Genomic DNA, 21,976 nt, shown 5'->3' with positions numbered 1-21,976 from the left:
TAGGTATCGCCCGAGGTCTAAAGGTAACGTATCTGTTCGTGCACGTTCTCTCCGTCAGCTCCCTGAAAGGCGGCGTCGGCAAGACCACCGTGACCCTCGGACTGGCATCGGCGGCCTTCGCCCGCGGCGTCCGCACGCTGGTCGTCGACCTCGACCCGCAGTCCGACGTCTCCACCGGCATGGACATCCAGATGGCCGGTCACCTCAACGTCGCCGACGTGCTCGCCTCCCCGAAGGAGAAGATCGTCCGCTCGGCGATCGCCCCGAGCGGGTGGGCCCGTTCCAACCCGAGCTCGACCATCGACGTGATGATCGGCAGCCCCTCGGCGATCAACTACGACGGGCCGCACCCGTCGATCCGCGACATCTGGAAGCTCGAGGAGGCGCTCGCCAACGTCGAGGCCGACTACGAGCTCGTGCTCATCGACTGCGCGCCGTCGCTCAACGCGCTGACCCGCACCGCATGGGCCGCCAGCGACCGCGTGGCCGTGGTCACCGAGCCCGGCCTGTTCTCGGTCGCCGCCGCCGACCGCGCCCTCCGCGCGATCGAGGAGATCCGCCGCGGCCTCTCCCCCCGACTCCAGCCGCTCGGCATCATCGTGAACCGCGCCCGCGTGCAGTCGCTCGAGCACCAGTTCCGCATCAAGGAGCTGCGCGACATGTTCGGCCCGCTCGTGCTGTCGCCGCAGCTGCCCGAGCGCACCTCGCTGCAGCAGGCGCAGGGCGCGGCGAAGCCGCTGCACATGTGGCCCGGCGAGAGCGCCGAGGAGATGTCGCGTCACTTCGACCAGCTGCTCGAACGCGTGCTGCGCACGGCGCGCATCGGCGAGTTCTCGGGCACGCCGCTCGAGCTCCAGTCGCCCGTCATCTGACCGACGCCCGACCGCGCGCCGGCGCCGATGACGCCGTCGTGATCGGCGTCACACGACGTCATGAACCCGGGCGCGGGGCATCCGTCGACCGGCGACACGCAGACGGACGGACGCACCGGGGTGCGTCGAGCGGATGCCGCGTCAGGAGATCCTGCGCGACCGCGAGCCGCGTCGTGCGGCGAGCTCGTCCATGGGGTCGGCGGGCTGCGTGTCGAGCTCGACGAGCGTGGACTCCACCTCGCGCAGCACCTTGCCGACGGCGATGCCGAAGACGCCCTGGCCGCGGTTGACGAGGTCGATGACCTCGTCGTCGGACGTGCACAGGTAGACGCTCGCGCCGTCGCTCATGAGGGTCGTCTGCGCCAGGTCCTCGATGCCGGCCTCGCGCAGCTGCGTGACCGCCGTGCGGATCTGCTGCAACGAGATGCCCGTGTCGAGCAGGCGCTTCACGAGCTTCAGGACGAGGATGTCGCGGAAGCCGTAGAGGCGCTGCGAACCGGAGCCGGCCGCGCCGCGCACCGTGGGCTCCACGAGCTGCGTGCGAGCCCAGTAGTCGAGCTGGCGGTAGCTGATGCCGGCAGCACGTGCGGCGACCGCTCCGCGGTAGCCGGTGCCGTCGTCGTGCTCGGGCATCCCATCGGTGAAGAGCAGGCCGAGGTCGTAGCGTTCGCTCCGGTCGAGCTCACTCATCCGATCGCCCCTCACTCTCACGCCCGCACCCCGACGGCGCGTCTCCCACGCTACCCATCCGGGGGTCGTCGGCCAAACACATCGGGCCGAACGTCACGGCGTGTCGCGATCAACGGCCGAGCGTCGAGAGGGCGCTCCGCACGACCGACGTGCGCACAGTCTCGAGGTGCCCGGCGAGCTCCAGCGCGGCCTCCGCGGCGCGCGCCTTGTCGGCCGGATCCGACCGACGGGAGGGGGCGATCGCGCGCTCCACGAGGGCGGCCTCGCGCTCGGCGGCGGCCCGGAGTCCGCGCAGGTGGCGCGCCTCGATGCCGACGCCGCGCAGCGCGACCAGCGCGGTCAGCACGCCGAGGGCGTCGTCGCCGTACTGCTCGGCTGCGGGCAGCAGCGATGCCGAGATGGCCTCGTCGAGCAGGGCGCGCGTCGCGCCCGCGGCCTCGATGAGCTCGGCGCGACGGTACCGGCGTGCGCCGGCCAGGAAGGAGGCGGCGTTCGCGGCGCCCGGCAGCGCGGGCGTCTCGCCGGCGTCGATGGACTCGAGGTGCGCGCGGATGACCTTGAGGGGCAGGTAGTGGTCGCGCTGCATGGAGAGCACGACGGTGATGCGCTCGACGTCGGCGTCGGAGAACTTGCGGTACCCGGCCGCCGTGCGCGCCGGCGACACGAGCCCCTGCTCTTCGAGGAACCGCAGCTTCGACGGCGTCAGCTCGGGGAACTCGGGCTGCAGCAGCGCGAGGACCTGGCCGATGCCGTGGAGCCGACCCTGGCCGCTCGCGTTCGCGGACGCGGCGGTGCCCGGCACTAGCCGCTCGCCAGCGGCGCCAGGTCGCGTCGGGAGGCGTAGAAGGTGAGTCGGTACTTGCCGATCTGCACCTCCGCGCCGTCGCTGAGGAGCGCGGTGTCGATGCGCACGCCGTCGAAGTACGTGCCGTTCAGCGACGACAGGTCCTTCACCTCGAAGGCGGTGCGGTGGCGGAGGAACTCCGCGTGGCGGCGCGACACGGTGACGTCGTCAAGGAAGATGTCGGCGTCGGGATGACGACCGACGGTCGTGACGTCGGTGTCGAGGAGGAACCGCGCACCGGTGTTCGGGCCGCGGCGCACGATGAGCAGCGCGGAGCCCGAGGGCAGCGCGGCGATCGCCTCCTGCTCCTCGGCGGAGATGTCGGTGTCGACGGCCGAGAGCTGCGCGGCGGCCTCGCGGCTGAAGCCGATCGTCGTGTCGGCCGTGCTGTCGCCGATGATGCTGTTCGAGCTCGTCTGAGGAGTCCTGTCGTCGTGGGGCTCTTCTTCCCCGCCAGCCTGAATGTTGTCGGTATCCGCCACGGCTAACCTCCCTGTTCCAGCGTATCCGATCGGGACTCGTCCGCCGCAAGCGGCAGGCGGATGACTCGGGCCGTCTCGATCGCGTAGATGATGCCCGCCCACCAGTAGAGGAACGCGCCCCAGAGCGTGATCGCCCAGCCCACCGGCTCGCTCACCGGCTGGACCGTCGGGAAGGCGAGGCCGAGCATGATGACGGGCAGCCCGAAGAACAGCGCGAAGGTCGCGACCTTGCCGAGCTGGTGCACGGGCAGCGGCCCGTAGCCGTGGTTGGCGAGCACGATCCCGAGGATGAGGAGGAACACGTCGCGGGCCACGATGACCACGACGATCCACCACGGCACGAGGCTGTTCGCGGCGAGACCCACGAGCGCCGCGAAGATGTACAGGCGGTCGGCCGCGGGGTCGAGGAGCTGGCCCAGCCTGGTGATCTGCCCGAGCCGGCGGGCGAGGTACCCGTCGAGGAGGTCGGTCAGGCTCGCGACGACGAGCACGACGAGCGCCGACACGTAGTCGCCGATCACGATGAACACGAGGAAGACCGGCACGAGCGCGAGCCGCAGCATGCTCAGGACGTTGGGGATCGTCCAGATCCTGGTCCCCACCGCCCCCGCGCTGTCCCCGGCCACGTTGCGATCCTATCGAGCCCTAGAATGCGGCCATGGGTCCCCTCGGCGTGTGTCTCGTCATCTGCGCGGCGGTCACCGCCTCGACCTGGATCGCCTCGGTGGCGACGCGCGAGTACTCCTGGGTCGACCGCATCTGGTCGATCGTGCCGGTGGCCTACGTCTGGGTCTTCGCGGGCTGGAGCGGGTTCGACGCGCGGCTCGTGCTCATGGCCGTGCTGGTGACGCTCTGGGGCATCCGATTGACCTTCAACTACGCGCGCAAGGGCGGCTACCGGCCCGGCGGCGAGGACTACCGCTGGGCGGTGCTCCGCGGTCGGATGGAGCCGTGGCAGTACCAGCTGTTCAACCTGTTCTTCATCTCGATCTACCAGAACGCGCTCATCCTGCTGTTCTGCCTGCCGGCGTACACCGCGTACGAGGTGGCCGGCACGCCGCTCGGCGCGTGGGACGTCCTGCTCGCGGTCGTGTTCCTCGCGTTCCTCGCGGGCGAGACGATCGCCGACCAGCAGCAGTGGGCGTTCCACCGGTGGAAGGTGGCCGAGCGCGCCGCCGGGCGCACGCCCGAGCCGGGGTTCCTGCAGACGGGGATGTTCCGGAGCTCGCGGCATCCGAACTTCTTCTTCGAGCAGGCGCAGTGGTGGGCCTTCTACGGGTTCGCCGTGGCCGCCACGGGCGTGTGGCTGCACTGGACGATCGCGGGCGCGGTCCTGCTCACCCTGCTGTTCATCGGCTCGACGATCTTCACGGAGTCGATCTCGCGCGCGAAGTACCCCGACTACGACGCCTACCGGGCGCGCACCTCGGCGATCGTGCCGTGGTTCCCGCGCCCGCAGGCGACCGCCGGCGAGCGCACGGCCTGAGCGGCGTCAGAGCCGCTCGCGAAGGCCGGGCCAGGCCTCGGCGAAGCGCGGGTGCAGCGGGAGGTCCCCGACGTCGGCGATCGGCACCCAGCGCAGCTCGATGCTCTCGGGGTCGCTCACGACGGGCGTGAAGCGGTCGGCGGCGTCGGCCACGACGGTCGTGTACGACCAGTAGCCGAGGTCGAGCACCGACGTGAAGCGCACGTGCAGGGCGTCGGCCGGCACGCCCGCCTCCTCGCCCGCCTCGCGCACGGCCGCGTCCACCGCGCTCTCGCCCTCGTGGCGCGCCCCGCCTGGCACGCCCCACGTGCCGCCGAAGTGGCTCCACGCGGCGCGGTGCTGTAGCAGCACCTCGGACCGCGGGCTCACCACGAGCAGGCCGGCGGCGCCGAAGCGGCCCCAGTACCTCGCGCCGTCGGGGCCCTCGACCCAGGTGTCGCCGCTTCCTCTGTGCATTGCTCCAGCATGACGCACTCCCCCGGCCGGCGCGGTCGTGGACCGCAATCCCGGGTCATGCCGGGTCGGTGTCGGGGGCGGTGTCGACGACCTCGACGAGGCCGTCGAGGAAGCGGACGATCACCTCGCGCTCGGCGCGGTCGAAGGACGACGCCAGTCGCATCATCCGCTCGTGCATCGGGCCGAGCGCCTTGCGCACGCGCTCGTGGGCGCCGGGCAGCGTGCCGAGCAGCAGCACCCGGCGGTCCGACGGATGCCGCGTGCGCTCGATGTAGCCGCCCTCGCTCAACCGCGCGACCACCTTCACGGTCGCGGCCGTGGTGATGCCGAGAGCCCGGGAGAGGCCGGCGCTCGTGGCGGGGCGCCCGTCGCGCTCCTCGCGGATGAGCCAGCGCAGCGCGGCCAGGTCGGTGTCGCCCATGTCCATGTCGTCGCGCATCCGCCGGCGCATGAGCGCCTCGGCGGCGCGGTGCCGACGGACCGCCTCGAGCACCTCGAGGGCCGACTCGTCGACGCGACCGTACCAGTAGTGGTCGTCACTCCGACTTTCGGTTGTTCCCTTCGGCATACGGCGATGCTATCGTCAAATCACTAACCAAGTTAGTGAATTAATGTCGACACGCTGGAGGAGCCATGTCCCAGACCATCGATGCGATCGAGGACGAGGTCGTGCTCCTCGACGAGGCGGGGACCCCCATCGGCCGTGCGCCGAAGAGCGCGGCACACGGTCCCGACACCGCGCTGCACCTCGCGTTCTCGTGCCACGTCGTGAACGCGATCGGCGAGGTCCTCGTGACGCGCCGCGCGCTCTCCAAGCAGGCCTGGCCCGGCGTCTGGACCAACTCGTTCTGCGGGCACCCGAAGCCGGCCGAGTCGCTCACCGCCGCGGTGCGCCGCCGCGCCGACCACGAACTCGGCATCGACCTCGGCGACGTCGAGCTCGCGCTCCCGCTCTTCCGGTACCGAGCGACCGACGCGAACGGCATCGTCGAGAACGAGGTGTGCCCGGTGTACGTCGCGACCACGAACGACGAGCCCGATCCGAACCCGCGCGAGGTCGCCGAGTTCGCGTGGATCCAGCCGCACGACCTCGTGCGCGCCGTCGAGTCCGCGCCGTGGGCGTTCAGCCCGTGGCTCGTGCTGCAGGCGCGGGAGCTGGAGCTGTTCCGGTGACCGACCTGCTCTCCCCCTCGGTCGACGAGGAGCTGCGTGCGTTCTTCGCCGACGCCCGCGAGCGCGCCGGCGAGTACGGGCAGCACTACGCGGCGCTCTGGGAGTCGCTCGAGCAGCAGAGCTCGGGCGGCAAGCGCATCCGCCCGAAGCTCGTCTACGCCGCCTACCAGGGGTTCGGCGGCGACGACCGGCACGTCGCGACGCGGGTCGCGATCGCGTTCGAGCTGCTGCACACGGCCTTCCTCATCCACGACGACGTCATCGACCGCGACACCGTGCGCCGTGGCGCGCCGAACATCGCCGCGCGCTTCGCGGGGCGGGCTCGTGCGCACGGCGCCGACGACCGCGCCTGCGAGGTGTGGGGCGAGACCGCGGCGGTGCTGGCGGGCGACCTCGCGCTGAGCCGCGCGCACCGCGAGATCGCCACGCTGCCCGTGGATCCCGGTCGCAGGACAGCGCTCCTCGACATCCTCGACCGGGCCGTGTTCGTGTCGGCGGCCGGCGAGCTCGCCGACGTCGTGCACGCGGGCTCGCACCATCCGCCCGAGGTGGCACGCGTCGTGGCCACCCTCGAGCAGAAGACCGCGGTGTACTCGTTCGAGTGCCCGCTCACGGCTGGAGCCGTGCTGGCCGGGGCCGGCGACGGTGCGATCGGCGCGCTCGCCCGCTACGGTCGGCTGGTGGGCGTCGCGTTCCAGATCACCGATGACATCCTCGGCGTGTTCGGCGACCCGGCGATCACCGGCAAGTCCGCGGCATCCGACCTGCGCGAGGGCAAGCAGACGGCGCTCACGGCGCACGCGGCGACCACCGAGGCATGGCCCGCGATCGCGTCCCGCCTCGGCGACGCCGACCTCGACGACCAGGGCGCCGACGTGCTGCGCGAGGCGCTGCGCGCGTGCGGGGCGCTCGAGGCGGCGCGACGGCTGGCCGACGAGTACGTGACGCTCGCGCGCTACGAGCTCGACGCCGAGGACCTGCCCGCCGCGCTGCGGGCCGAGCTGGGCGACCTCGCGCAGCGAGCGGCGGAGCGGGCGCGATGAACCGCGAGCCCACGCCCCTCGACCGCTACGACCACGCGGCCGAGGCGAGTGCGGCCGTGGTCATCGGCCGGTACTCCACGTCGTTCGGCGCGGCGGCGCGCCTGCTCGATCCCGGTTCGCGCCGCCGCATCCGCTCGATCTACGCCCTCGTGCGCGTGGCCGACGAGGTCGTCGACGGCACCGCCCGGGCGGCGGGGCTCGACGACGGCGAGCTGCTCGACGTGCTCGACGAGCTCGAGTCCGAGACCGAGGCGGCGATGCGCCGCGGCTACTCCGCCAACCTCGTCGTGCACGCGTTCGCGGTCACCGCCCGCGACGCGGGCATCGGCGTGCACCTCACCCGGCCGTTCTTCGCGTCGATGCGGCGCGACCTCGACCCGTCGCCGATCCGCGCCGAGGAGGTCGCGCCGTACATCCACGGCTCGGCCGAGGTGGTCGGGCTCATGTGCCTCGCCGTGTTCCTCGTGGACGAGCCGGCGGATGCCGCGCGCCGAGCGCGCCTCGACGAGGGCGCCGCCCACCTCGGCGCCGCGTTCCAGAAGATCAACTTCCTCCGCGACCTCGCGGTGGACTGGCAGGAGCTCGGCCGCAATTACTTCCCGTGGGTCGACCCCGACGCGTTCACCGAGTCCGACAAGGCGGGCATCCTCGCGGACATCGACCGCGATCTCGAGATCTCGGGTCGCACCATCCGCGAGCTGCCGCGCCGAGCCCGAGCGGCGGTCGCCGCGGCGCACGGGCTCTTCTCGCGGTTGGCCGAGCGCTGCCGGGAGACGCCGGCCGAGCGCCTCATCGCGACGCGCATCCGCGTGCCCGATTCCGAGAAGCTCGCGATCGCCGTGCGGTCGGCGATCGCACCCGGGGTCGGGCGATGACCGCGGCATCCGAGCGCATCGTGGTCGTCGGTGGCGGCATCGCCGGGCTCGCGTCCGCGGCGCTCCTCGCACGCGACGGGCACCGCGTGACGCTGCTCGAGGCCCGCCCCGAGCTGGGCGGACGCGCCGGCACGTGGGAGCGGCGGGGCTTCCGCTTCGACACGGGCCCGTCGTGGTACCTGATGCCCGAGGTCTTCGACCACTTCTTCCGGATGTTCGGCACGAGCGCGGGCGAGCAGCTCGAGCTCGTGCGCCTCGACCCCGGGTACCGCGTGTACGCCGACGGGTACGACGCGCCGCTCGACGTGCGCGCGACGCGCGACGAGAACGTCGAGCTGTTCGAGTCGGTCGAGCCCGGCGGCGGGGTGGCGCTCGAGCGCTACCTCGACTCGGCCGCGTCGACCTACGACGTGGCGGTGCGACGGTTCCTCTACACGAACTTCGACGACCCGCGGGGGTTCCTCGCACCCGAGGTGCTCGGCCGGGCGGGCCGCCTGGCGCGACTCCTCACCACGCCGCTCGACCGGTTCGCCGCCCACGCGGTGGGCGACCGCCGGCTCCGCCAGGTGCTCGGGTACCCCGCCGTGTTCCTCGGCTCGTCGCCCTCGGCCACGCCCGCGATGTACCACCTCATGAGCCACATGGACCTCGAAGAGGGCGTGTTCTATCCGCAGGGCGGGTTCGGGCACCTCATGGCGAGGATCGCCGGGATCGCCGCGGCCGCGGGCGTCGAACTCGTCACCGAGGCGCGGGTCGAGGCGATCGAGGTGACGGGCGACGCGACGCCGTCGGTCACGGGCGTGCGGTATGTCGACGCCACCGGGTCGGTGCATCGCGCCGCCGCCGACCGGGTCGTCTCGGCCGCCGACCTGCACCACACCGAGACCGAGCTGCTCCCCCGGCACGCGCAGACGTACCCCGAGGCGTGGTGGGAACGGCGTACGTCGGGCCCGGGCGCGGTGCTCGCGATGCTCGGGGTGCGCGGGCCGGTGCCGGGGCTCGCCCACCACACGCTCTTCTTCACCGAGGACTGGGACGCGAACTTCGACCGCATCTTCGGCGACCACCCCGGCATCCCCGAGCCCGCGTCGTTCTATGCGTGCATGCCGAGCGCCACCGATCCGACCGTCGCGCCCGCCGGCGACACGAACCTGTTCGTGCTCATCCCGGTGCCCGCCGACGTGTCGATCGGCCGGGGCGGCGAGGACGGCGCCGGCGACCGGCTCGTCGAGGACGCGACCGACCGCGCCGTCGCCCGCATCGCCTCGGCGACGGGCGCTGCGGATCTCGCGCGCCGCATCGTCGTGCGCCGCACCGTCGGGCCGGCGGACTTCGCCGAGCAGCTGCACTCCTGGCGGGGCGGCGCCCTCGGCCCTGCGCACACGCTGCGGCAGAGCGCGTTCCTGCGCGGCTCCAACCGCTCGCGTCGCGTGCGCGGGCTGTACTACGCCGGCGGGTCGAGCGTGCCGGGGATCGGCCTGCCGATGTGCCTCATCGGAGCCGAGAACGTGCTGAAGCGCGTGCGCGGCGACCGGTCGAGTGGGCCGCTGCCCGAGCCCGGACCCCGCCTCGCGCGCCCGTTCCCACCCTCCGAGGTCGCCGACCTCCTCGACGCCCCAGCACTCGACCTCGATGCCCGAGCATTCGACCGGAACCGCGGATGACCGGATTCACCTACCTCGGAGCGCTCGTCCTCTCGATCACCGCGATGGCCCTCCTCGACGTCCGCTGGCGGCTCGCGTTCCGGCGTGCGCCCGCCGCGTCGGCGCTCGCGGTCGGCGCGGGCACGCTCGTGCTGCTCGCCTGGGACCTCGCGGGCATCGGTTTCGGCGTCTTCTTCCGCGGGGACTCGCCGTGGGCCACGGGCGTGCTCCTGGCGCCCGAGCTCCCGCTCGAGGAGCCCGTGTTCCTCGTGTTCCTCTGCTACCTCTCGCTCGTCGCGGTGCTCGGGATCGAGCGGATGCTCGAACGCCGGTCGACTGCTCCCGGCGAGCGCGCGGCATCCGATGCGACGACGGATGCCGCGACGCGACCGGGTGCGACGGATGCCGCGACGCGGCCGGCCGACGCCGCGGCACACCCGGGCGGGAGGCCGTCGTGACCTACTCGCTCGTCTGCCTGCCGTTCCTCGCCGTCGCGGTCGTGCTGTCGCTCGCAGCGGCTCGGCGGCTGCCGCCTCCCGCACGCCGCCGGCGGTGGCTCGCGATCGGGTTCGCCGGCGCGCTCGTGCTCGTGCTCACCGGCGTGTTCGACTCGCTCATGATCGCCGCGGGCCTCTTCGGCTACGCCGACGGCACGCGCCTCGGGCCGACGATCGGGCTCGCGCCGATCGAAGACTTCGCGTACCCGATCGTCACGGTGCTGCTCGTGCCGGCGATCTGGACGCTCGCGCGTTTGCGCAGGTCGAGGGGCGGCCATGATGAAGACTGACGTCGTGCAGCAGGGCGCCCGCCACGTGATCCGCCAGGTCGTGCTCTCGTCGCGGCCGATCAGCTGGATCAACACCGCGTTCCCGTTCGCGGCCGCCTACCTCCTCACGACCGGGGCGGTCGACGCGCTGCTCGTCGTGGGCACGCTGTTCTTCCTCGTCCCGTACAACCTGCTCATGTACGGCGTGAACGACGTGTTCGACTACGAGTCCGACCTGCGCAATCCGCGCAAGGGCGGCTCGGAGGGCGCCCTCCTCGAGCCGCGCCTGCATCGCGCGGTGGTCTGGACGGGCGTCGTCACGGCGGCCCCGCTCCTCGTCGCGATGCTGTGGTTCGGCGGCACGGGGCATCCGTGGTCGTGGGCCGTGCTCGCGGTGAGCCTGTTCGCCGTGTTCGCCTACTCGGTGCCCGGGCTGCGGTTCAAGGAGGTGCCCGTGCTCGACTCGATCACGTCGAGCACGCACTTCGTGAGCCCGGCCGTCTACGGCCTTGCGGTGGCGGGCGCCGTGCCGACGCCGCAGCTCGTCGCCGTCGTCGCGGCGTTCTTCTGCTGGGGCATGGCGAGCCACGCGTTCGGCGCCGTGCAGGACGTCGTTCCCGACCGCGAGGCCGGCATCGCGTCGATCGCGACCGCGTTCGGGGCCCGCGCGACCGTGCGGATCGCGCTCGGCCTCTGGATCACGGCCGGCGTGCTCATGCTCGCGACCGCCTGGCCCGGCCCGCTCGCGGCGCTGCTCGTGCTGCCCTACGTCGTCACCGCCTGGCCGTACCGATCGGTGAGCGATGCGGAGTCGGGAACGGCGAACCGCGGATGGCGGCGGTTCATCGCGCTCAACTACGCCGTCGGCTTCCTCGTGACCATGCTGCTCATCTGGTGGTCGTTCGCGCGGTCGTAGGCTGGCTGCATGGCCGACTCCCCCGCGCGCGCGGATTCCGTGCGCATGGACCCCGTGCGCATCGACGCGTGGCTCTGGGCGGTGCGCCAGTTCAAGACGCGCTCGGCCGCGACGGCCGCGTGCCGCGCCGGACACGTGCGCGTCAACGGCGAGCGCGCCAAGGCGGCCCAGCCGGTGCGGCCGGGCGACGAGGTGCGGGTGCGCGTCGACGGGTTCGACCGGATGCTGGTAGTGCGCCAGACCCTCGTGAAGCGCGTGTCGGCGACCGTCGCCGCCACCGCGGTCGAGGATCGCACGCCGGCTCGACCGCCCCGCCAGGCCGTGCCGACCGTGCCCGTGCGCGACCGCGGAGCCGGACGCCCCACCAAGCGCGAGCGCCGCGACCTCGATCGGCTGCGCGGGCGCTGACGGCGCCGCGCGTCACGGTGCGCCCGCATCGAGCGCGGAGCGCAGCGCGGCGTACGCGGCGTCGAGGCGTTCGGGGACCGCTGCCTGTCTCCAGGTCCGCACCTCGGCGATGGCGCGATCGGCCCACTGTGCCTCGGCGTGAGCCGTCTCGAGCACGAGCGTCGCCGCGAGCACGTTCACGTGGGTCCGTTCGGGGAACGGTTCAGCGCCGGCGAGGTAGGGCCGGAAGATCGCTTCGGCCGCCCGCCATCGGTCGACCGCGTCCTCGCGGAATCGGCGCAGGTGCGTGAGGAGCTCGCCGGGGGTGCCGTTGGTGGCGAAGAGCAGCTTCACGATCGCCTCGGACTCCCAACGCGACCCGGCCGCCGGCTGTCCGATCCACTCGCGAAGGGCGTGCCGACCGAGCGTGGTGATCGTGTAGACCGTGCGTCGACGACGGCCGCGTGGTTCGGGGCTCGCCGTTGCGAAGCCGTGCGCGATGAGCTTCTTGGGTTCCGCATAGAGGTTGCTCTCGGCGCGCGGCCACATGAATCGGAGATCGCGCCGCATCTGCTTGGCGAGCTCGTAGGTCGACCACGGCTTGATCGCCAGCAGCCCGAGGATCGCGTACGAGGTGGTCGTCAGCTCCGGCAGGGTCCTTGACATATGCTCCTCCACGGAGGAAAATTTACTCCTATGTGGAGCATAATCCCAACGAGGAGCTCCGCACTCGAAGACGGCGGCCCAGTCGTGCCATCGACTCGAGCGGTGCTCCTCCGCGACGCATCCCCGGCGGACGCGGCCGCCATCGCCGCGATCGGAACGGAGGCCATGCCGGCGCAGTACGTCGATCTCATCGATCCGGCCGTCATCTCCGCCGCCGTCGAGCAGACGTACGCCCTCGGTGCCGTCGCCGACTGCATCGAGCGCTGTCGCTCAGCGGACGTTGCGTGCTTCCTCGTCGCCGAGCGGTCGGGGCGCGTCGTGGGATTCCTGCACTTCGACGTCTTCGGGCCCGAGCCGGAACTGCACCGCCTGTACGTGGACCGACACCATCGGGGCGCGGGAGTCGGCGCGCGACTGATGGGCGAACTCCACGCGAGAGTGCCCGCCGACCTCGCGTACATGCTGCTCGTCGTGGCCGGGAACGACGGGGCGGTGCGGTTCTACGAGCGGCACGGGCTCGAGGTGGAGAGGGTCGTCGACGGGCTCGCGTACTACACCGCGCGCATGGGCGTGGCGTTCCCCGCCGGCGCGCCCCCGGTCGACATGGTGCTCATGCGTCGCCGCGCGTCGGCGCCGACGCGCCGTGCGCCGTGAGGTCTGCCGCCCGGGCGTAGCCTGAAGCGGTGCAGAAGGAACTGAGCCACGAACCGGATGCCCGACGCTACGTGCTGCGCCTCGACGGCGACATCGCGAGCGTGCTCGACTACCGCGTGCTCGGCGACTCGGTCGCGTTCACCCGCACGTTCACCAACCCGACGTACCGCGGCAGCGGTCTCGCCGGCGAGCTCGTCGCGTTCGCCGTCGACGACGTCGAGGCGACCTCCGATCGCCGCATCGTGCCGAGCTGCTGGTACGTCGGCGAGTGGTTCGACCGGCACCCCGATCGCCGGGCGCTCCTGGATCCCCGGACGGCCTGACCATGATCCTCGGCTACTCCGCCGCGCAGGTGCGCGCCGCCGAGGCGCCGCACCTCGCGGCGGGCGAGCCGCTCATGCGCCGGGCGGCGGCGGCCCTCGCGGCGACGCTGCGGCGGGAGTCGGCCGAGGCGCAGGCGCCGGACGGGCCGATCGCGCTCCTCGTCGGCTCCGGCGACAACGGCGGCGACGCCCTCTGGGCCGGTGCCGAGCTCGCCGAGGCCGGCGTCGTGGTGACGGTGGTCCCCACGTCCGAGCGGATGCACGCCGAGGGAGCGGACGCGGCTCGCGCTGCGGGCGCGCGATTCGTCGGGGCATCCGACGACCGTGCCGCCGAGGCGGCCTTCCGCGGCGCGGCCGTGATCGTCGACGGCATCCTCGGCACGGGCACGAGCGCGTCCCCGGCGCTGCGCGGTCGTGCCCGGGACCTCGTTGCCGCGGCGATCCCGACCATCGAGGCGGGCGGCATCCGGGTGGTCGCGGTCGACCTGCCGAGCGGCATCCACCCCGACGACGGCACCGTGCCAGATCCCACGGTGCTCCGCGCCGACGTCACCGTCACCTTCGGCGCGGTGAAGGCCGGCCTGCTGCGCGAACCGGCCGCCGGTTACGCCGGGCGGATCGAGCTCGTCGACCTCGGCCTCGGACCCGAGCTCGCGACGATGACGCCCCTCGTCACCCTCGGCTGACGACGAAGCGGGCCGGGGTCCACGACCCCGGCCCGCTCACGATTCCGTCGCCGGATCAGTACCAGTTCACCGACTGGGAGTGCGACCACGCGCTGCACGGCGTGCCGTACGCGCTCTGGATGTAGCCGAGACCCCAGCGGATCTGCGTGGCGGCGCTGGTCTGCCAGTTGTCGCCGGCCGTCGCCATCTTGCTGCCGGGCAGCGACTGCGGGATGCCGGTCGCGCCGCTCGACGCGTTGTAGGCCTGGTAGTTCCAGCCCGACTCCTTCTGCCACAGCTTGTCGAGGCACTGGAACTGGTCGCCGCCCCAGCCGTACTGGGAGGCGGCGAGGTCGGCGGCGTACGCGCGAGCGCCGTCGGGCGTGTTGGCGTTCGCAAGCGCCTGGGCGGCCGCCGCAGCGGCCGCGGCGGCGGACTCGGCCTGCGCCTGGTCGTACGCGGCGATCGCGGCAGCGGTCTTGGCCGCCTCGGCGCGGGTCACCTTCGTGAGGTCGACGACCTTCTCGGTCGAGATGGTCTTGTAGTCGCTGAGCGACGCGACCGAGGCCGCGAGGCCCGAGGCGTCGGCCTTGCCGTCCGCGGCGGCGAGCGTCTCGTTCGCGGCCGTGATGGTGTCCTTCGCGGTGTCGATGGCCTTCGCGGCTGCGACGCCGGCGTAGGCGCCGAGCTGTTCGTGGCGGAAGCCGCTGGTCGCGTTGAGCGCCTGGGTGGCGTTGATCCGCTCCTGCGTGGCCACTGCGCTCTGCACGGAGAAGCCGGTGCCGACGAGGAGGCCGGCAGCGGCGATGGCGCCCGCGACGATGAGGCGTTTGCGGCCGGTGCGTCGGCGGCGGAGGTCGCGACGCGTGGTCGCGGCGGTGTCGGTGGGAACAGAGTTCGTGTCGGTCTGGGCGTGCGTGGAGGAAGTGTCGTTTCGCATGGATTCACAGATGCTCGGAACGGGGAATCATCGGGGGGCGCGCCTCCGAGCGTGGGCACAAGTCCCCTACCCTGCATGACGAAACTGGGCAGTCCCTCACTTTTCCCTGTGCAATCCATGTCCATGCATGGTTTGCGCGTGGGCATACTGGGGCCATGTCCGATGCCTCAGCCGACTTCCCGAAGCCGTCGCCGAGCGACCGCTGCCCCTGCCTCAGCGGCGAGGTGTTCGGCGCGTGCTGCGGACGATTCCTGGGTGGCGCGGCGGATGCTCCGACGGCCGAGCAGCTCATGCGGTCGCGTTACTCGGCGTTCGTGGTCGGCGACTCCGCCTACCTGCTCGCGACGTGGTATCCGTCGACTCGACCCTCGGAGCTCGAGCTCGACCCGGCGATGCGCTGGTTCCGACTCGACGTCGTGCGGCGCGAGCGCGGCGGGCCGCTCGACCGCGACGGGATCGTCGAGTTCACGGCGTACTACCGACACGACGGGCAGCGGGGCGAGCAGCACGAGGCGAGCGGCTTCGTGCGCGAGGGCGGACGCTGGAGCTACGTCGGTCCCGTCAGCTGACGGCGGATGCCCCGGCGAGACGTGTCAGTCGTCCGCGGACGCCCGCTCGTCATCCGTCGTGAACCCGTCGAGCACCGCGCGCTCGCCCGACTCGAGGAGCTCCTGGAACAGCGTGACCTGGACCCCGGCGGGCGCGTCGAGTCGGGAGTTCAGCGACTGCCACGGCGTGACGACCGGCTCGGCGACGACGCGGCCACCGGCGGCCTCGAGCCGGCGCGTGGCGCCCTCGGTGTCGGTTACCTCGAACGCGAGCCGGATGTGCGGGCTCTCGGCGCCCCCCGCCTCGATGCGGTCGATCGCCTGCTTGTGCACGGGATTCGCGATCTCGAGCGTGGCACGGCCGGCATCGAGGATGACGACGCGCTCGTCGCCGCCCTCGGCGAAGGCGAGGTACTCGGGCAGCCCGAGCGTGTCGCGGAAGAACGCGACCGCCTGGTCGTAGTCGACGGCCTCCACGACGACGCGGAGCTGGAGGACTGAGGGCGTTGCGGCATCCGTCATGCCCGAATCCTCCCAGCCGCGGCCGACATCCGCGAGGGCTGATCAGCGGGTCCGATCAGGACCCCGACGGCGCGGCGACGGCTCAGGGGGCGGCGGTGTCGCCTTCGCCGCCGTCGTCGAGCCGCAGCCCGTCGAGGGCGCCGTACGCGCGCTCGATCGCGCCGACCAGCCCGTGCACCGGCACGGGCCACTCGGCATGGGCGGCGAGCGCCTCTGCTGCGCCGAGCCCCGCGTCGTGCGCGTCGACGAACCGGTCGGCGATCACGCGGAGCTCATCGGCCTGCCGGCTCACGAACTCGCGCCGCACCACGCGGCCGTGCCCGGGGACCACGAGGTCGCCGGGCTCCAGCTCGGCGCCGAGCGCATCGAGCACGCCGGGCCAGTCGAGCGGGTAGCAGCCCGAGCCGTAGATCGGCGGCCCCGACTCCTCGATCAGGTCGCCGAGCACCCAGACCCGCTCCTCGGGCAGGAGCAGCACGAGATCCGTGTCGGTGTGGGCCGGCGACTGCGGTCGCAGCTCCACGAGCCGGCCGCCGAGGTCGAGCGTCGTCGCGTCCGCGATCGGATGCGTCGGCGGCACGAGGCGAAGGTCAGCCCATGGCCGGTCGGGCTCCAGGGCGGGATTCTCGTGCCATGCCGCGACCCGAGGCCCTTCGTAGTGCTCGAAGTGCCGGGCGATCGCCGCATGACCGTGGATCGCGGCATCCGTGGCGGAACCCGGACCGAACACCTGGTTGCCGAACGTGTGGTCGAAGTGGGCGTGCGTGTTCACGAGCGCGACGACGGGTCGGGCGAACCGGGCGGTGACGTCGGCGAGGATCTCCGCGCCCTCGACCGGGTCGGCGCCCGAGTCCACGACGAGGAGGCCGTCGTCGCCCTCCACGACGACCACAGAGAGGTCGAACGGGCCGCCGCGGCGCTGGTGGACGCCATGCGCGACCGTGGTCCAGGTGGCCATGCCCCGAGCCTACGACGGGTGCGCGGTCCACGGCTCGATCGCGGTGCACGGCCCGGCCCGGCCGCCGACTCATGGCCGGGTCAAAGGGAATCCCGAGGTTCGCCCCGTAGCGTCGGGCAGGTGACCCCGCTCGACGGCATCCCCTCGCAACGGCACCCCGACGCTCCGCACCTGCTCACGGCACGGGCGCAACGCACCCTCGAGGCGATCGACGGCGGCACGCTCGACGAGATGCGCGCCCTGCGGGACGAGACCGAGCGCTTCATGCTCCGCTACAAGTTCGGCATGGACGAGGTGATCACGAAGCTCTCGATCCTGCGCGAGGAGTTCAGCCAGAACCACGACTACAACCCGATCGAGCACATCTCGAGCCGGTTGAAGAGCCTCGACAGCGTCATCGCCAAGATGCAGCGCAAGGGCATCGAGCCGACGTTCGACACGATCCGCGACACCATCACCGACATCGCGGGCGTTCGGGTGACGTGCAGCTTCGTCTCCGACGCCTACCGGCTCGCCGAGCTCCTCACCGAGCAGCCCGACATCCGCGTGCTCAAGGTCAAGGACTACATCGCCGAGCCGAAGGAGAACGGCTACCAGAGCCTGCACCTCATCGTCGAGGTGCCGGTGTTCCTGTCGACCGGTGCGCACCCCGTCGCCGTCGAGGTGCAGATCCGCACGATCGCGATGGACTTCTGGGCCAGCCTCGAGCACAAGATCTACTACAAGTACGACCGCCAGGTGCCGCAGGAGCTCGTCGACGGGCTGACGGATGCCGCGCACACCGCCGCGGAGCTCGACGCGCGCATGGAGCGCCTGCACCGCGAGGTGCATGGGGCGCCGTCGCACCGGCGCGGCACGATCGCGATCTGACCGCACGCCGGGGCGCGCGGCATCCGCTCACTCGGGGTTGCGGGCCCGGCTCGGCTGCACGCGCATCGGCTCGCCGGGCATCTTCGGGAAGTCGGGCGGGAACGGCAGCTCGCCGAGGCCCGCGTCGAGGTCGCGCTGCCACCACTCGAGCAGCGTGTCGATGCGCCCGAGCCGCGACTGCATGCCCGCCCACGGGTCGCCGACGTCGCGTAGGCGGTCGGGCATCGAGCGGATCGTGAAGTCGCGCGGGTCGGCGGACTCGACCTCGTCCCATTCGAGGGGGCAGGACACGGGCGCGTGCGGCAGGGGGCGCGGACTGTAGGCGCCGGCCATCGTGCGATCGCGGTTCGCCTGGTTGAAGTCGATGAAGATGCGGTCGCCGCGCTCCTCCTTCCACCAGGCGGTGGTGAGCTCGTCGGGCATGCGCCGCTCGAGCTCGCGCGCGAGGGCGATGACCGCGTGCCGCACGTCGAGGAACTCGTGCTCGGGCTCGATGGGCGCGAAGACGTGGATGCCGCGATTGCCCGACGTCTTCACGAACGGCGTGAGCCCGACCTCGCCCATGAGGTCGCGCAGTGCCAGCGCCGCGGGCACCGCCTCGCGGAACCCGGTGCCGGGCTGCGGGTCGAGGTCGATGCGCAGCTGGTCGGGATTGTCGGTGTTCGCCGTGCTCGAGGCCCAAGGGTGGAACACGATCGTGTTCATCTGTGCGGCCCAGACCGCAGCAGCGGGCTCGTCGAGCACGACCTGCGGATGCTTGCGGCCGCTCGGGTACGTCACGGTCACCGATCGCACCCAGGCGGGCGCGCCCTTCGGCGGGTTCTTCGAGAAGAACTGCTCGCCGTCGATGCCCTCGGGGAACCGCTGGAGCGACACGGGCCGGTCGCCGTTCGCCTCGATGAACGGGCCGCCGACGGCGACGAGGTACTCGGCGAGCTCGAGCTTCGTGATGCCCGGCTCGGGCCAGATCACCCGGTTCGGCGACGAGATGCGCACCTCGCGATCGCCGTCGGGACCGGGCACGGTGAGGGTGACAGCTTCGGCGGCCATGGTGCGACGCTATCGTGCCGGGGTGACACCGCGACAGGGCGCCGGTTCGGCGGCGACGCCAGGCACCTGCCCGGGCCGGGCCGGCGGTCGCTCACGCGCTGAGCGTCGCGTACCGCTTCTCGGCGCGGGCCCGCGCCTTGGCGGCCTCGACCTCGCGGTCCTTTGGCGGCGCGTTCGTCACGAGATCGTCGAGGAGGTGCCGGGTGATGTGCGCGATCTCGTGCACGGCCCGGTCGAACGCCTCGGCGTTCGCCTTGGACGGCTTCGTCGATCCGCTCACCTTGCGCACGAACTGCAGTGCGGCCGCGTGCACCTCGTCGTCGGTCGCGGCGGGCTCGAAGTTGTGGAGGGGGTGGATGTTCCTGCACATGCCCCGAGCCTAACCCCGGGCGCCTGCGGGCGCCTCGGCTCCCGTCGCGATGCGGTACGAGGGGAGCCCGCGACGACGGATGAGCCATTCCGCGACGACGAGGTTCGGCAGCCAGGCGAGGAACGGCACCACGCCGTACGCGTTCGCGAACGCGGCGTCGAACTCGAAACCGCCGGGGATCGCCTGCAGGCCGATGAGCAGGCCGAGCCAGAGCCGCAGCGTGACGGCGGCGTAGGTGAGCGCGAAGTTGCGCATCATCCAGGCCCGGTGGTTCGCGACATCACGCGCCCGGATGGCCCGATACGCGCGCCATGCCGTGACGAGCCAGAGCACGGCGAGCGTGCCGAAGCCGACGAATCCGGCGAGGCCCGCTTCGCTGAAGGGTGCGATGACGAGGCCCGAGACGCCGGCGATCGCCACGGCGGCGAGGTAGCTGCGGCCGATCCAGCGGTGCACCGCGCGGTACCGGTCGCGCAACCCGCGCCAGAACTGCAACGGGCCGGCGACGAGGGCCAGGCCGCCGGCCACGATGTGGGCGTAGAACGCCGCCTGCACGATCGCCGGGAGGTCGGCGTAGATGTCGGCCACGCCGGCGCCCGAGGCCGACAGCTCCGCGAGCGAGGCCGTGAGGTACGGCACGACCGCGAAGGCGGCGATGGCGAGCGAGGAGAGCACGACCCAGGCCCAGCCGGCCCGCGTCGCGACGAGACGCGGCGACGCCCCGCGCGGGCTTCCGGCGGCGGCCGGCTGTGACGAACGTGCGGTTCCGGTGGTCATGCGGCTCACGCTAGGAGCGCCGCTGCACCGCCGGTATCGGGTCAACCCCCCGATCGGATGCCGCGATCCCCCGGTCCTCGGAGGCATCTGATGCCGCGGCATCCGCCTCGACGGCGACCGGAGGAGGCCGCCTCCGACGGCGCACCTGCCCGACCGCCACGCCGCCCACGAGGAGCGCGCTGCCGGCGAGCTCGAGGGCGTTCGGCACCTGTCCGAGCGCGAGGGCGGCGGCGGCGAGCCCGATCGGCGGCGTGAGCAGCGCGAACGGCGCCACGAGCGCGGCCGGGTACTTCCCGAGCAGCATGTTCCAGATCGTGTATCCCACGAGCGAGGCCATGCCCGCCGTGAACCCGACGCTCGCGATCGTCTCCCAGCCGATGGTGGAGAACGCGTCGCCGACCGCCGCGGGTCCGTCGAGCAGCAGGCTGAGCGCCAGCACGGGCAACGGCACAACGAGCGCCGACCACACGACGATGCCGAAGCCGTCGGCTCCGGCGGCCGACCGGGAGATCACGTTGCCGATGCCCCAGCTGAGCCCGGCTGCGACGCAGATGAGGAGCGGCACGATCGCCGCGAGGCCCGGCGCGCCCTCGAGGCGGCCGAGCGCGACGATCCCGAGGCCGGCGACGCCGAGGAGCGCACCGATGAGCTGCATCCGCGTCGGGCGCTCGCGCAGCGCGACGGCGCCGATCACGAGCGTGAAGATCATCTGGCACTGCAGCACGACCGCGGCGAGGCCGGCGGGCAGGCCGAGGTGCATCGCGGTGAAGAGCAGGCCGAACTGGCCGGCGCTCATGAACAGGCCGATGCCCGCGATGACCCGCCACGGGGCATCCGGTCGCGGCACGAAGAAGACGAGCGGCACGGCGACGAGGGCGAAGCGCAGCGCCACCAGCACGAGCGGGAGCGTGTCACGCAGGCCGAGGTCGATGGCCACGAAGTTGACGCCCCAGATGAGGGCGACGAGGAGGCCGAGCAGGAGGTGTCGCGGGGTCACGGCTCCAGCCAAGCAGGCAAATGGATTCAGCACCAGTTCCGAATTCTTCGCCTGATCACGTACGATCACTACATGATCGATCTCCAGGGCCTGCGCGCGCTCGTCGCCGTCGATCGGGCCGGATCGGTGGTCGCGGCGGCCGACCAGCTCGGCTACACCCCGTCGGCGGTCTCGCAGCAGGTGAAGAAGCTCGAGCGCGACCTCGACGCGGTCCTCCTCGAGCGCCGCGGCCGCGGCGTGCTCCTCACCGAGCGCGGCCGCACGCTCGCGAGTGAGGGGCGCGAACTGCTCGTCGGCCTCGAGCGGCTCGAGGCCGTTGCCGCGAGCGGCACCCGGCCGACCGCTCCCTTGCGCATCGCATCGTTCTCGACCGCCACGCGCGGGCTACTCGGCCCGGTGCTCGGCGAACTGCGCGATGCGGATGCCGCGGTGCTCGCGACCGTGACGAGCGTCGACCCCGTCGAGGCGATGGCCATGGTCGCCTCGGGCTCCGCCGACCTCGCCGTCGTGCACAACTGGAACTCCGTGCCGCTCATCGCGCCGTCGCACGTGGCGACCGAGCACGTGTGCCACGACGAGGCCGACGTCGTGCTGTCCGTCGACCATCCGCTCGCCGGCCGCGACGAACTCGAGCGCGCCGACCTCGTCGACGAGGCGTGGGCGAGCACGCCGAAGGGTGCCATCTGCCACGAGGCGCTCATGCGGATCTTCGCCGACCTCGACACGGTCCCCCGGGTCGTCGCCGAGGATCCCGACTTCGCCTCGCTCATCGAGCTCGCGCGGCAGGGCGTCGCGATCGCGCTCGTCCCGCGACTCGGCCGATCCGCCCTCCCCGAGGGCGTCGTCGCCCGACCGCTCGCCGACCACAGCCAGGTGCGCGACATCCGCGTGGCCTATCGCCGGTCGATGGCCGAGAGCGCGGGCATCCGCCGCGCGGTGCGCCTGCTCCTCGACGCCGGACGGCGGGTCGAGGCATCCGCCATCGCCTGAGCGCCGGGACGCA

30 protein-coding genes are annotated in these 21,976 nt (G+C 72.4%); 16 read left to right on the top strand and 14 right to left on the bottom strand.

Annotated elements, in window-relative coordinates:
* Positions 1-38 precede the first annotated feature (38 nt).
* Entirely contained in the window at positions 39-872 is an 834-nt protein-coding gene (locus ACWEOH_RS14385) for a ParA family protein (RefSeq protein ID WP_148735195.1), read from the top strand.
* A gap of 141 nt (positions 873-1,013) precedes the next feature.
* Here the strand turns inward: ACWEOH_RS14385 and ACWEOH_RS14380 are convergent, their stop codons facing one another.
* From ACWEOH_RS14380 to ACWEOH_RS14365, 4 genes are all read right to left on the bottom strand, one after another.
* Positions 1,014-1,562 carry a MerR family transcriptional regulator gene (locus tag ACWEOH_RS14380; protein WP_452032121.1) on the bottom strand — a complete coding sequence of 183 codons (549 nt, stop codon included), beginning with the start codon at positions 1,560-1,562 and terminating at the stop codon, positions 1,014-1,016.
* 109 nt (positions 1,563-1,671) lie between these two features.
* Positions 1,672-2,364 carry a transcriptional regulator FtsR gene (gene ftsR / locus ACWEOH_RS14375; RefSeq protein ID WP_452032119.1) on the bottom strand — a complete coding sequence of 231 codons (693 nt, stop codon included), beginning with the start codon at positions 2,362-2,364 and terminating at the stop codon, positions 1,672-1,674.
* The gene (locus tag ACWEOH_RS14370) at positions 2,364-2,888 is read right to left on the bottom strand and encodes an FHA domain-containing protein (RefSeq protein ID WP_452032117.1); all 525 of its coding nucleotides are present in this window, start codon (positions 2,886-2,888) and stop codon (positions 2,364-2,366) included. Before ACWEOH_RS14370 ends, ftsR begins: the two co-directional genes overlap by 1 nt.
* Positions 2,889-2,890: 2 nt before the next feature.
* Positions 2,891-3,514, bottom strand: coding sequence for a CDP-alcohol phosphatidyltransferase family protein (locus ACWEOH_RS14365; protein WP_452032115.1), 624 nt, complete (start codon positions 3,512-3,514; stop codon positions 2,891-2,893).
* A gap of 32 nt (positions 3,515-3,546) precedes the next feature.
* Here ACWEOH_RS14365 and ACWEOH_RS14360 point away from each other — a divergent pair, with 32 nt between their 5' ends.
* A complete protein-coding gene (locus ACWEOH_RS14360) occupies positions 3,547-4,374 on the top strand; it encodes a DUF1295 domain-containing protein (protein WP_452032113.1) in 828 nt (275 codons plus the stop codon).
* A 6-nt stretch (positions 4,375-4,380) separates the two neighbouring features.
* Here ACWEOH_RS14360 and ACWEOH_RS14355 read toward each other — a convergent pair whose 3' ends face one another.
* Both ACWEOH_RS14355 and ACWEOH_RS14350 read right to left on the bottom strand, forming a co-directional pair.
* Positions 4,381-4,830: an NUDIX domain-containing protein gene (locus tag ACWEOH_RS14355; RefSeq protein ID WP_452032111.1), complete on the bottom strand. Its 450-nt coding sequence runs from the start codon at positions 4,828-4,830 to the stop codon at positions 4,381-4,383.
* A 55-nt stretch (positions 4,831-4,885) separates the two neighbouring features.
* Positions 4,886-5,398: a MarR family winged helix-turn-helix transcriptional regulator gene (locus ACWEOH_RS14350; RefSeq protein ID WP_452032109.1), complete on the bottom strand. Its 513-nt coding sequence runs from the start codon at positions 5,396-5,398 to the stop codon at positions 4,886-4,888.
* A gap of 65 nt (positions 5,399-5,463) precedes the next feature.
* On the opposite strand from ACWEOH_RS14350, the gene idi reads away from it, so the two are divergent.
* Genes idi through ACWEOH_RS14310 form a run of 8 tightly spaced genes read left to right on the top strand, consistent with a single transcriptional unit; the run spans position 5,464 to position 11,654 of the window.
* Complete coding sequence (gene idi, locus ACWEOH_RS14345) at positions 5,464-6,003, top strand: isopentenyl-diphosphate Delta-isomerase (protein ID WP_452032107.1); 540 nt, start codon at positions 5,464-5,466, stop codon at positions 6,001-6,003.
* A complete protein-coding gene (locus ACWEOH_RS14340) occupies positions 6,000-7,046 on the top strand; it encodes a polyprenyl synthetase family protein (protein ID WP_452032105.1) in 1,047 nt (348 codons plus the stop codon). Before idi ends, ACWEOH_RS14340 begins: the two co-directional genes overlap by 4 nt.
* Positions 7,043-7,921, top strand: coding sequence for a phytoene/squalene synthase family protein (locus ACWEOH_RS14335; RefSeq protein WP_452032103.1), 879 nt, complete (start codon positions 7,043-7,045; stop codon positions 7,919-7,921). Before ACWEOH_RS14340 ends, ACWEOH_RS14335 begins: the two co-directional genes overlap by 4 nt.
* Positions 7,918-9,585: a phytoene desaturase family protein gene (gene crtI / locus ACWEOH_RS14330; RefSeq protein ID WP_452032101.1), complete on the top strand. Its 1,668-nt coding sequence runs from the start codon at positions 7,918-7,920 to the stop codon at positions 9,583-9,585. The genes ACWEOH_RS14335 and crtI overlap by 4 nt, the downstream gene beginning before the upstream one ends.
* Positions 9,582-10,022, top strand: coding sequence for a lycopene cyclase domain-containing protein (locus ACWEOH_RS14325; protein ID WP_452032099.1), 441 nt, complete (start codon positions 9,582-9,584; stop codon positions 10,020-10,022). The genes crtI and ACWEOH_RS14325 overlap by 4 nt, the downstream gene beginning before the upstream one ends.
* Positions 10,019-10,351, top strand: a complete 333-nt coding sequence (locus ACWEOH_RS14320) for a lycopene cyclase domain-containing protein (protein ID WP_452032097.1) — start codon at positions 10,019-10,021, stop codon at positions 10,349-10,351. The genes ACWEOH_RS14325 and ACWEOH_RS14320 overlap by 4 nt, the downstream gene beginning before the upstream one ends.
* Complete coding sequence (locus ACWEOH_RS14315; protein ID WP_452032095.1) at positions 10,338-11,246, top strand: prenyltransferase; 909 nt, start codon at positions 10,338-10,340, stop codon at positions 11,244-11,246. The genes ACWEOH_RS14320 and ACWEOH_RS14315 overlap by 14 nt, the downstream gene beginning before the upstream one ends.
* Positions 11,247-11,291: 45 nt before the next feature.
* Positions 11,292-11,654, top strand: a complete 363-nt coding sequence (locus ACWEOH_RS14310; RefSeq protein ID WP_452033880.1) for an RNA-binding S4 domain-containing protein — start codon at positions 11,292-11,294, stop codon at positions 11,652-11,654.
* A gap of 12 nt (positions 11,655-11,666) precedes the next feature.
* Here the strand turns inward: ACWEOH_RS14310 and ACWEOH_RS14305 are convergent, their stop codons facing one another.
* The gene (locus tag ACWEOH_RS14305) at positions 11,667-12,299 is read right to left on the bottom strand and encodes a PadR family transcriptional regulator (RefSeq protein ID WP_452032094.1); all 633 of its coding nucleotides are present in this window, start codon (positions 12,297-12,299) and stop codon (positions 11,667-11,669) included.
* Between the two features lie 102 nt (positions 12,300-12,401).
* Here ACWEOH_RS14305 and ACWEOH_RS14300 point away from each other — a divergent pair, with 102 nt between their 5' ends.
* The 3 genes from ACWEOH_RS14300 to ACWEOH_RS14290 are packed head-to-tail and all read left to right on the top strand — an operon-like array spanning position 12,402 to position 13,962.
* Complete coding sequence (locus ACWEOH_RS14300; RefSeq protein ID WP_452032092.1) at positions 12,402-12,953, top strand: N-acetyltransferase family protein; 552 nt, start codon at positions 12,402-12,404, stop codon at positions 12,951-12,953.
* Between the two features lie 29 nt (positions 12,954-12,982).
* Entirely contained in the window at positions 12,983-13,276 is a 294-nt protein-coding gene (locus ACWEOH_RS14295) for a GNAT family N-acetyltransferase (RefSeq protein WP_452032090.1), read from the top strand.
* A gap of 2 nt (positions 13,277-13,278) precedes the next feature.
* The gene (locus tag ACWEOH_RS14290) at positions 13,279-13,962 is read left to right on the top strand and encodes an NAD(P)H-hydrate epimerase (protein ID WP_452032088.1); all 684 of its coding nucleotides are present in this window, start codon (positions 13,279-13,281) and stop codon (positions 13,960-13,962) included.
* Positions 13,963-14,017: 55 nt separating this feature from the next.
* On the opposite strand, the gene ACWEOH_RS14285 is transcribed toward ACWEOH_RS14290, so the two are convergent.
* Positions 14,018-14,881, bottom strand: coding sequence for an aggregation-promoting factor C-terminal-like domain-containing protein (locus tag ACWEOH_RS14285; protein ID WP_452032086.1), 864 nt, complete (start codon positions 14,879-14,881; stop codon positions 14,018-14,020).
* Positions 14,882-15,036: 155 nt separating this feature from the next.
* On the opposite strand from ACWEOH_RS14285, the gene ACWEOH_RS14280 reads away from it, so the two are divergent.
* Entirely contained in the window at positions 15,037-15,450 is a 414-nt protein-coding gene (locus ACWEOH_RS14280) for a YchJ family protein (RefSeq protein WP_452032084.1), read from the top strand.
* A 24-nt stretch (positions 15,451-15,474) separates the two neighbouring features.
* On the opposite strand, the gene ACWEOH_RS14275 is transcribed toward ACWEOH_RS14280, so the two are convergent.
* Both ACWEOH_RS14275 and ACWEOH_RS14270 read right to left on the bottom strand, forming a co-directional pair.
* Entirely contained in the window at positions 15,475-15,951 is a 477-nt protein-coding gene (locus tag ACWEOH_RS14275; RefSeq protein WP_452032083.1) for a VOC family protein, read from the bottom strand.
* 82 nt (positions 15,952-16,033) lie between these two features.
* The gene (locus ACWEOH_RS14270; RefSeq protein ID WP_452032081.1) at positions 16,034-16,909 is read right to left on the bottom strand and encodes an MBL fold metallo-hydrolase; all 876 of its coding nucleotides are present in this window, start codon (positions 16,907-16,909) and stop codon (positions 16,034-16,036) included.
* A gap of 231 nt (positions 16,910-17,140) precedes the next feature.
* Between ACWEOH_RS14270 and ACWEOH_RS14265 the strand changes: the two genes are divergently transcribed.
* Positions 17,141-17,779, top strand: coding sequence for a GTP pyrophosphokinase (locus tag ACWEOH_RS14265; RefSeq protein WP_452033878.1), 639 nt, complete (start codon positions 17,141-17,143; stop codon positions 17,777-17,779).
* Positions 17,780-17,806: 27 nt separating this feature from the next.
* Here ACWEOH_RS14265 and ligD read toward each other — a convergent pair whose 3' ends face one another.
* The 4 genes from ligD to ACWEOH_RS14245 form a co-directional block, all read right to left on the bottom strand.
* Positions 17,807-18,829 (bottom strand): non-homologous end-joining DNA ligase, encoded by a 1,023-nt coding sequence (gene ligD, locus ACWEOH_RS14260; RefSeq protein WP_452032079.1) that lies wholly within the window; start codon positions 18,827-18,829, stop codon positions 17,807-17,809.
* A gap of 91 nt (positions 18,830-18,920) precedes the next feature.
* Positions 18,921-19,199, bottom strand: a complete 279-nt coding sequence (locus ACWEOH_RS14255; protein WP_148735215.1) for a DUF2277 domain-containing protein — start codon at positions 19,197-19,199, stop codon at positions 18,921-18,923.
* A 9-nt stretch (positions 19,200-19,208) separates the two neighbouring features.
* Positions 19,209-19,976 carry a DUF2306 domain-containing protein gene (locus ACWEOH_RS14250; RefSeq protein ID WP_452032077.1) on the bottom strand — a complete coding sequence of 256 codons (768 nt, stop codon included), beginning with the start codon at positions 19,974-19,976 and terminating at the stop codon, positions 19,209-19,211.
* Between the two features lie 10 nt (positions 19,977-19,986).
* Complete coding sequence (locus tag ACWEOH_RS14245) at positions 19,987-20,973, bottom strand: EamA family transporter (RefSeq protein ID WP_452032075.1); 987 nt, start codon at positions 20,971-20,973, stop codon at positions 19,987-19,989.
* A gap of 72 nt (positions 20,974-21,045) precedes the next feature.
* On the opposite strand from ACWEOH_RS14245, the gene ACWEOH_RS14240 reads away from it, so the two are divergent.
* Positions 21,046-21,963 carry a LysR family transcriptional regulator gene (locus ACWEOH_RS14240; RefSeq protein WP_452032073.1) on the top strand — a complete coding sequence of 306 codons (918 nt, stop codon included), beginning with the start codon at positions 21,046-21,048 and terminating at the stop codon, positions 21,961-21,963.
* The last annotated feature ends 13 nt before the right edge of the window (positions 21,964-21,976 follow it).

This window comes from Agromyces sp. NPDC004153, from assembly GCF_053603635.1.
Note: the sequence above shows the minus strand (reverse complement) of the source record. Positions and strands in the feature narration are given on the sequence as shown.

Excerpts from the sequence above, each read along its gene's own strand:
- crtI (WP_452032101.1), top strand. The coding sequence starts at position 7,918 with ATGACCGCGGCATCCGAGCGCATCGTGGTCGTCGGTGGCGGCATCGCC.
- ligD (WP_452032079.1), bottom strand. The coding sequence starts at position 18,829 with ATGGCCGCCGAAGCTGTCACCCTCACCGTGCCCGGTCCCGACGGCGAT.
- ACWEOH_RS14265 (WP_452033878.1), top strand. The coding sequence starts at position 17,141 with ATGCGCGCCCTGCGGGACGAGACCGAGCGCTTCATGCTCCGCTACAAG.
- ACWEOH_RS14360 (WP_452032113.1), top strand. The coding sequence starts at position 3,547 with ATGGGTCCCCTCGGCGTGTGTCTCGTCATCTGCGCGGCGGTCACCGCC.
- ACWEOH_RS14315 (WP_452032095.1), top strand. The coding sequence starts at position 10,338 with ATGATGAAGACTGACGTCGTGCAGCAGGGCGCCCGCCACGTGATCCGC.
- ACWEOH_RS14310 (WP_452033880.1), top strand. The coding sequence starts at position 11,292 with ATGGACCCCGTGCGCATCGACGCGTGGCTCTGGGCGGTGCGCCAGTTC.
- ACWEOH_RS14335 (WP_452032103.1), top strand. The coding sequence starts at position 7,043 with ATGAACCGCGAGCCCACGCCCCTCGACCGCTACGACCACGCGGCCGAG.
- ACWEOH_RS14355 (WP_452032111.1), bottom strand. The coding sequence starts at position 4,830 with ATGCACAGAGGAAGCGGCGACACCTGGGTCGAGGGCCCCGACGGCGCG.
- ACWEOH_RS14285 (WP_452032086.1), bottom strand. The coding sequence starts at position 14,881 with ATGCGAAACGACACTTCCTCCACGCACGCCCAGACCGACACGAACTCT.
- ACWEOH_RS14350 (WP_452032109.1), bottom strand. The coding sequence starts at position 5,398 with ATGCCGAAGGGAACAACCGAAAGTCGGAGTGACGACCACTACTGGTAC.
- ACWEOH_RS14305 (WP_452032094.1), bottom strand. The coding sequence starts at position 12,299 with ATGTCAAGGACCCTGCCGGAGCTGACGACCACCTCGTACGCGATCCTC.
- ACWEOH_RS14275 (WP_452032083.1), bottom strand. The coding sequence starts at position 15,951 with ATGACGGATGCCGCAACGCCCTCAGTCCTCCAGCTCCGCGTCGTCGTG.
- ACWEOH_RS14280 (WP_452032084.1), top strand. The coding sequence starts at position 15,037 with ATGTCCGATGCCTCAGCCGACTTCCCGAAGCCGTCGCCGAGCGACCGC.
- ACWEOH_RS14270 (WP_452032081.1), bottom strand. The coding sequence starts at position 16,909 with ATGGCCACCTGGACCACGGTCGCGCATGGCGTCCACCAGCGCCGCGGC.
- ACWEOH_RS14290 (WP_452032088.1), top strand. The coding sequence starts at position 13,279 with ATGATCCTCGGCTACTCCGCCGCGCAGGTGCGCGCCGCCGAGGCGCCG.
- ACWEOH_RS14325 (WP_452032099.1), top strand. The coding sequence starts at position 9,582 with ATGACCGGATTCACCTACCTCGGAGCGCTCGTCCTCTCGATCACCGCG.
- ACWEOH_RS14250 (WP_452032077.1), bottom strand. The coding sequence starts at position 19,976 with ATGACCACCGGAACCGCACGTTCGTCACAGCCGGCCGCCGCCGGAAGC.
- idi (WP_452032107.1), top strand. The coding sequence starts at position 5,464 with ATGTCCCAGACCATCGATGCGATCGAGGACGAGGTCGTGCTCCTCGAC.
- ACWEOH_RS14380 (WP_452032121.1), bottom strand. The coding sequence starts at position 1,562 with ATGAGTGAGCTCGACCGGAGCGAACGCTACGACCTCGGCCTGCTCTTC.
- ACWEOH_RS14255 (WP_148735215.1), bottom strand. The coding sequence starts at position 19,199 with ATGTGCAGGAACATCCACCCCCTCCACAACTTCGAGCCCGCCGCGACC.
- ACWEOH_RS14240 (WP_452032073.1), top strand. The coding sequence starts at position 21,046 with ATGATCGATCTCCAGGGCCTGCGCGCGCTCGTCGCCGTCGATCGGGCC.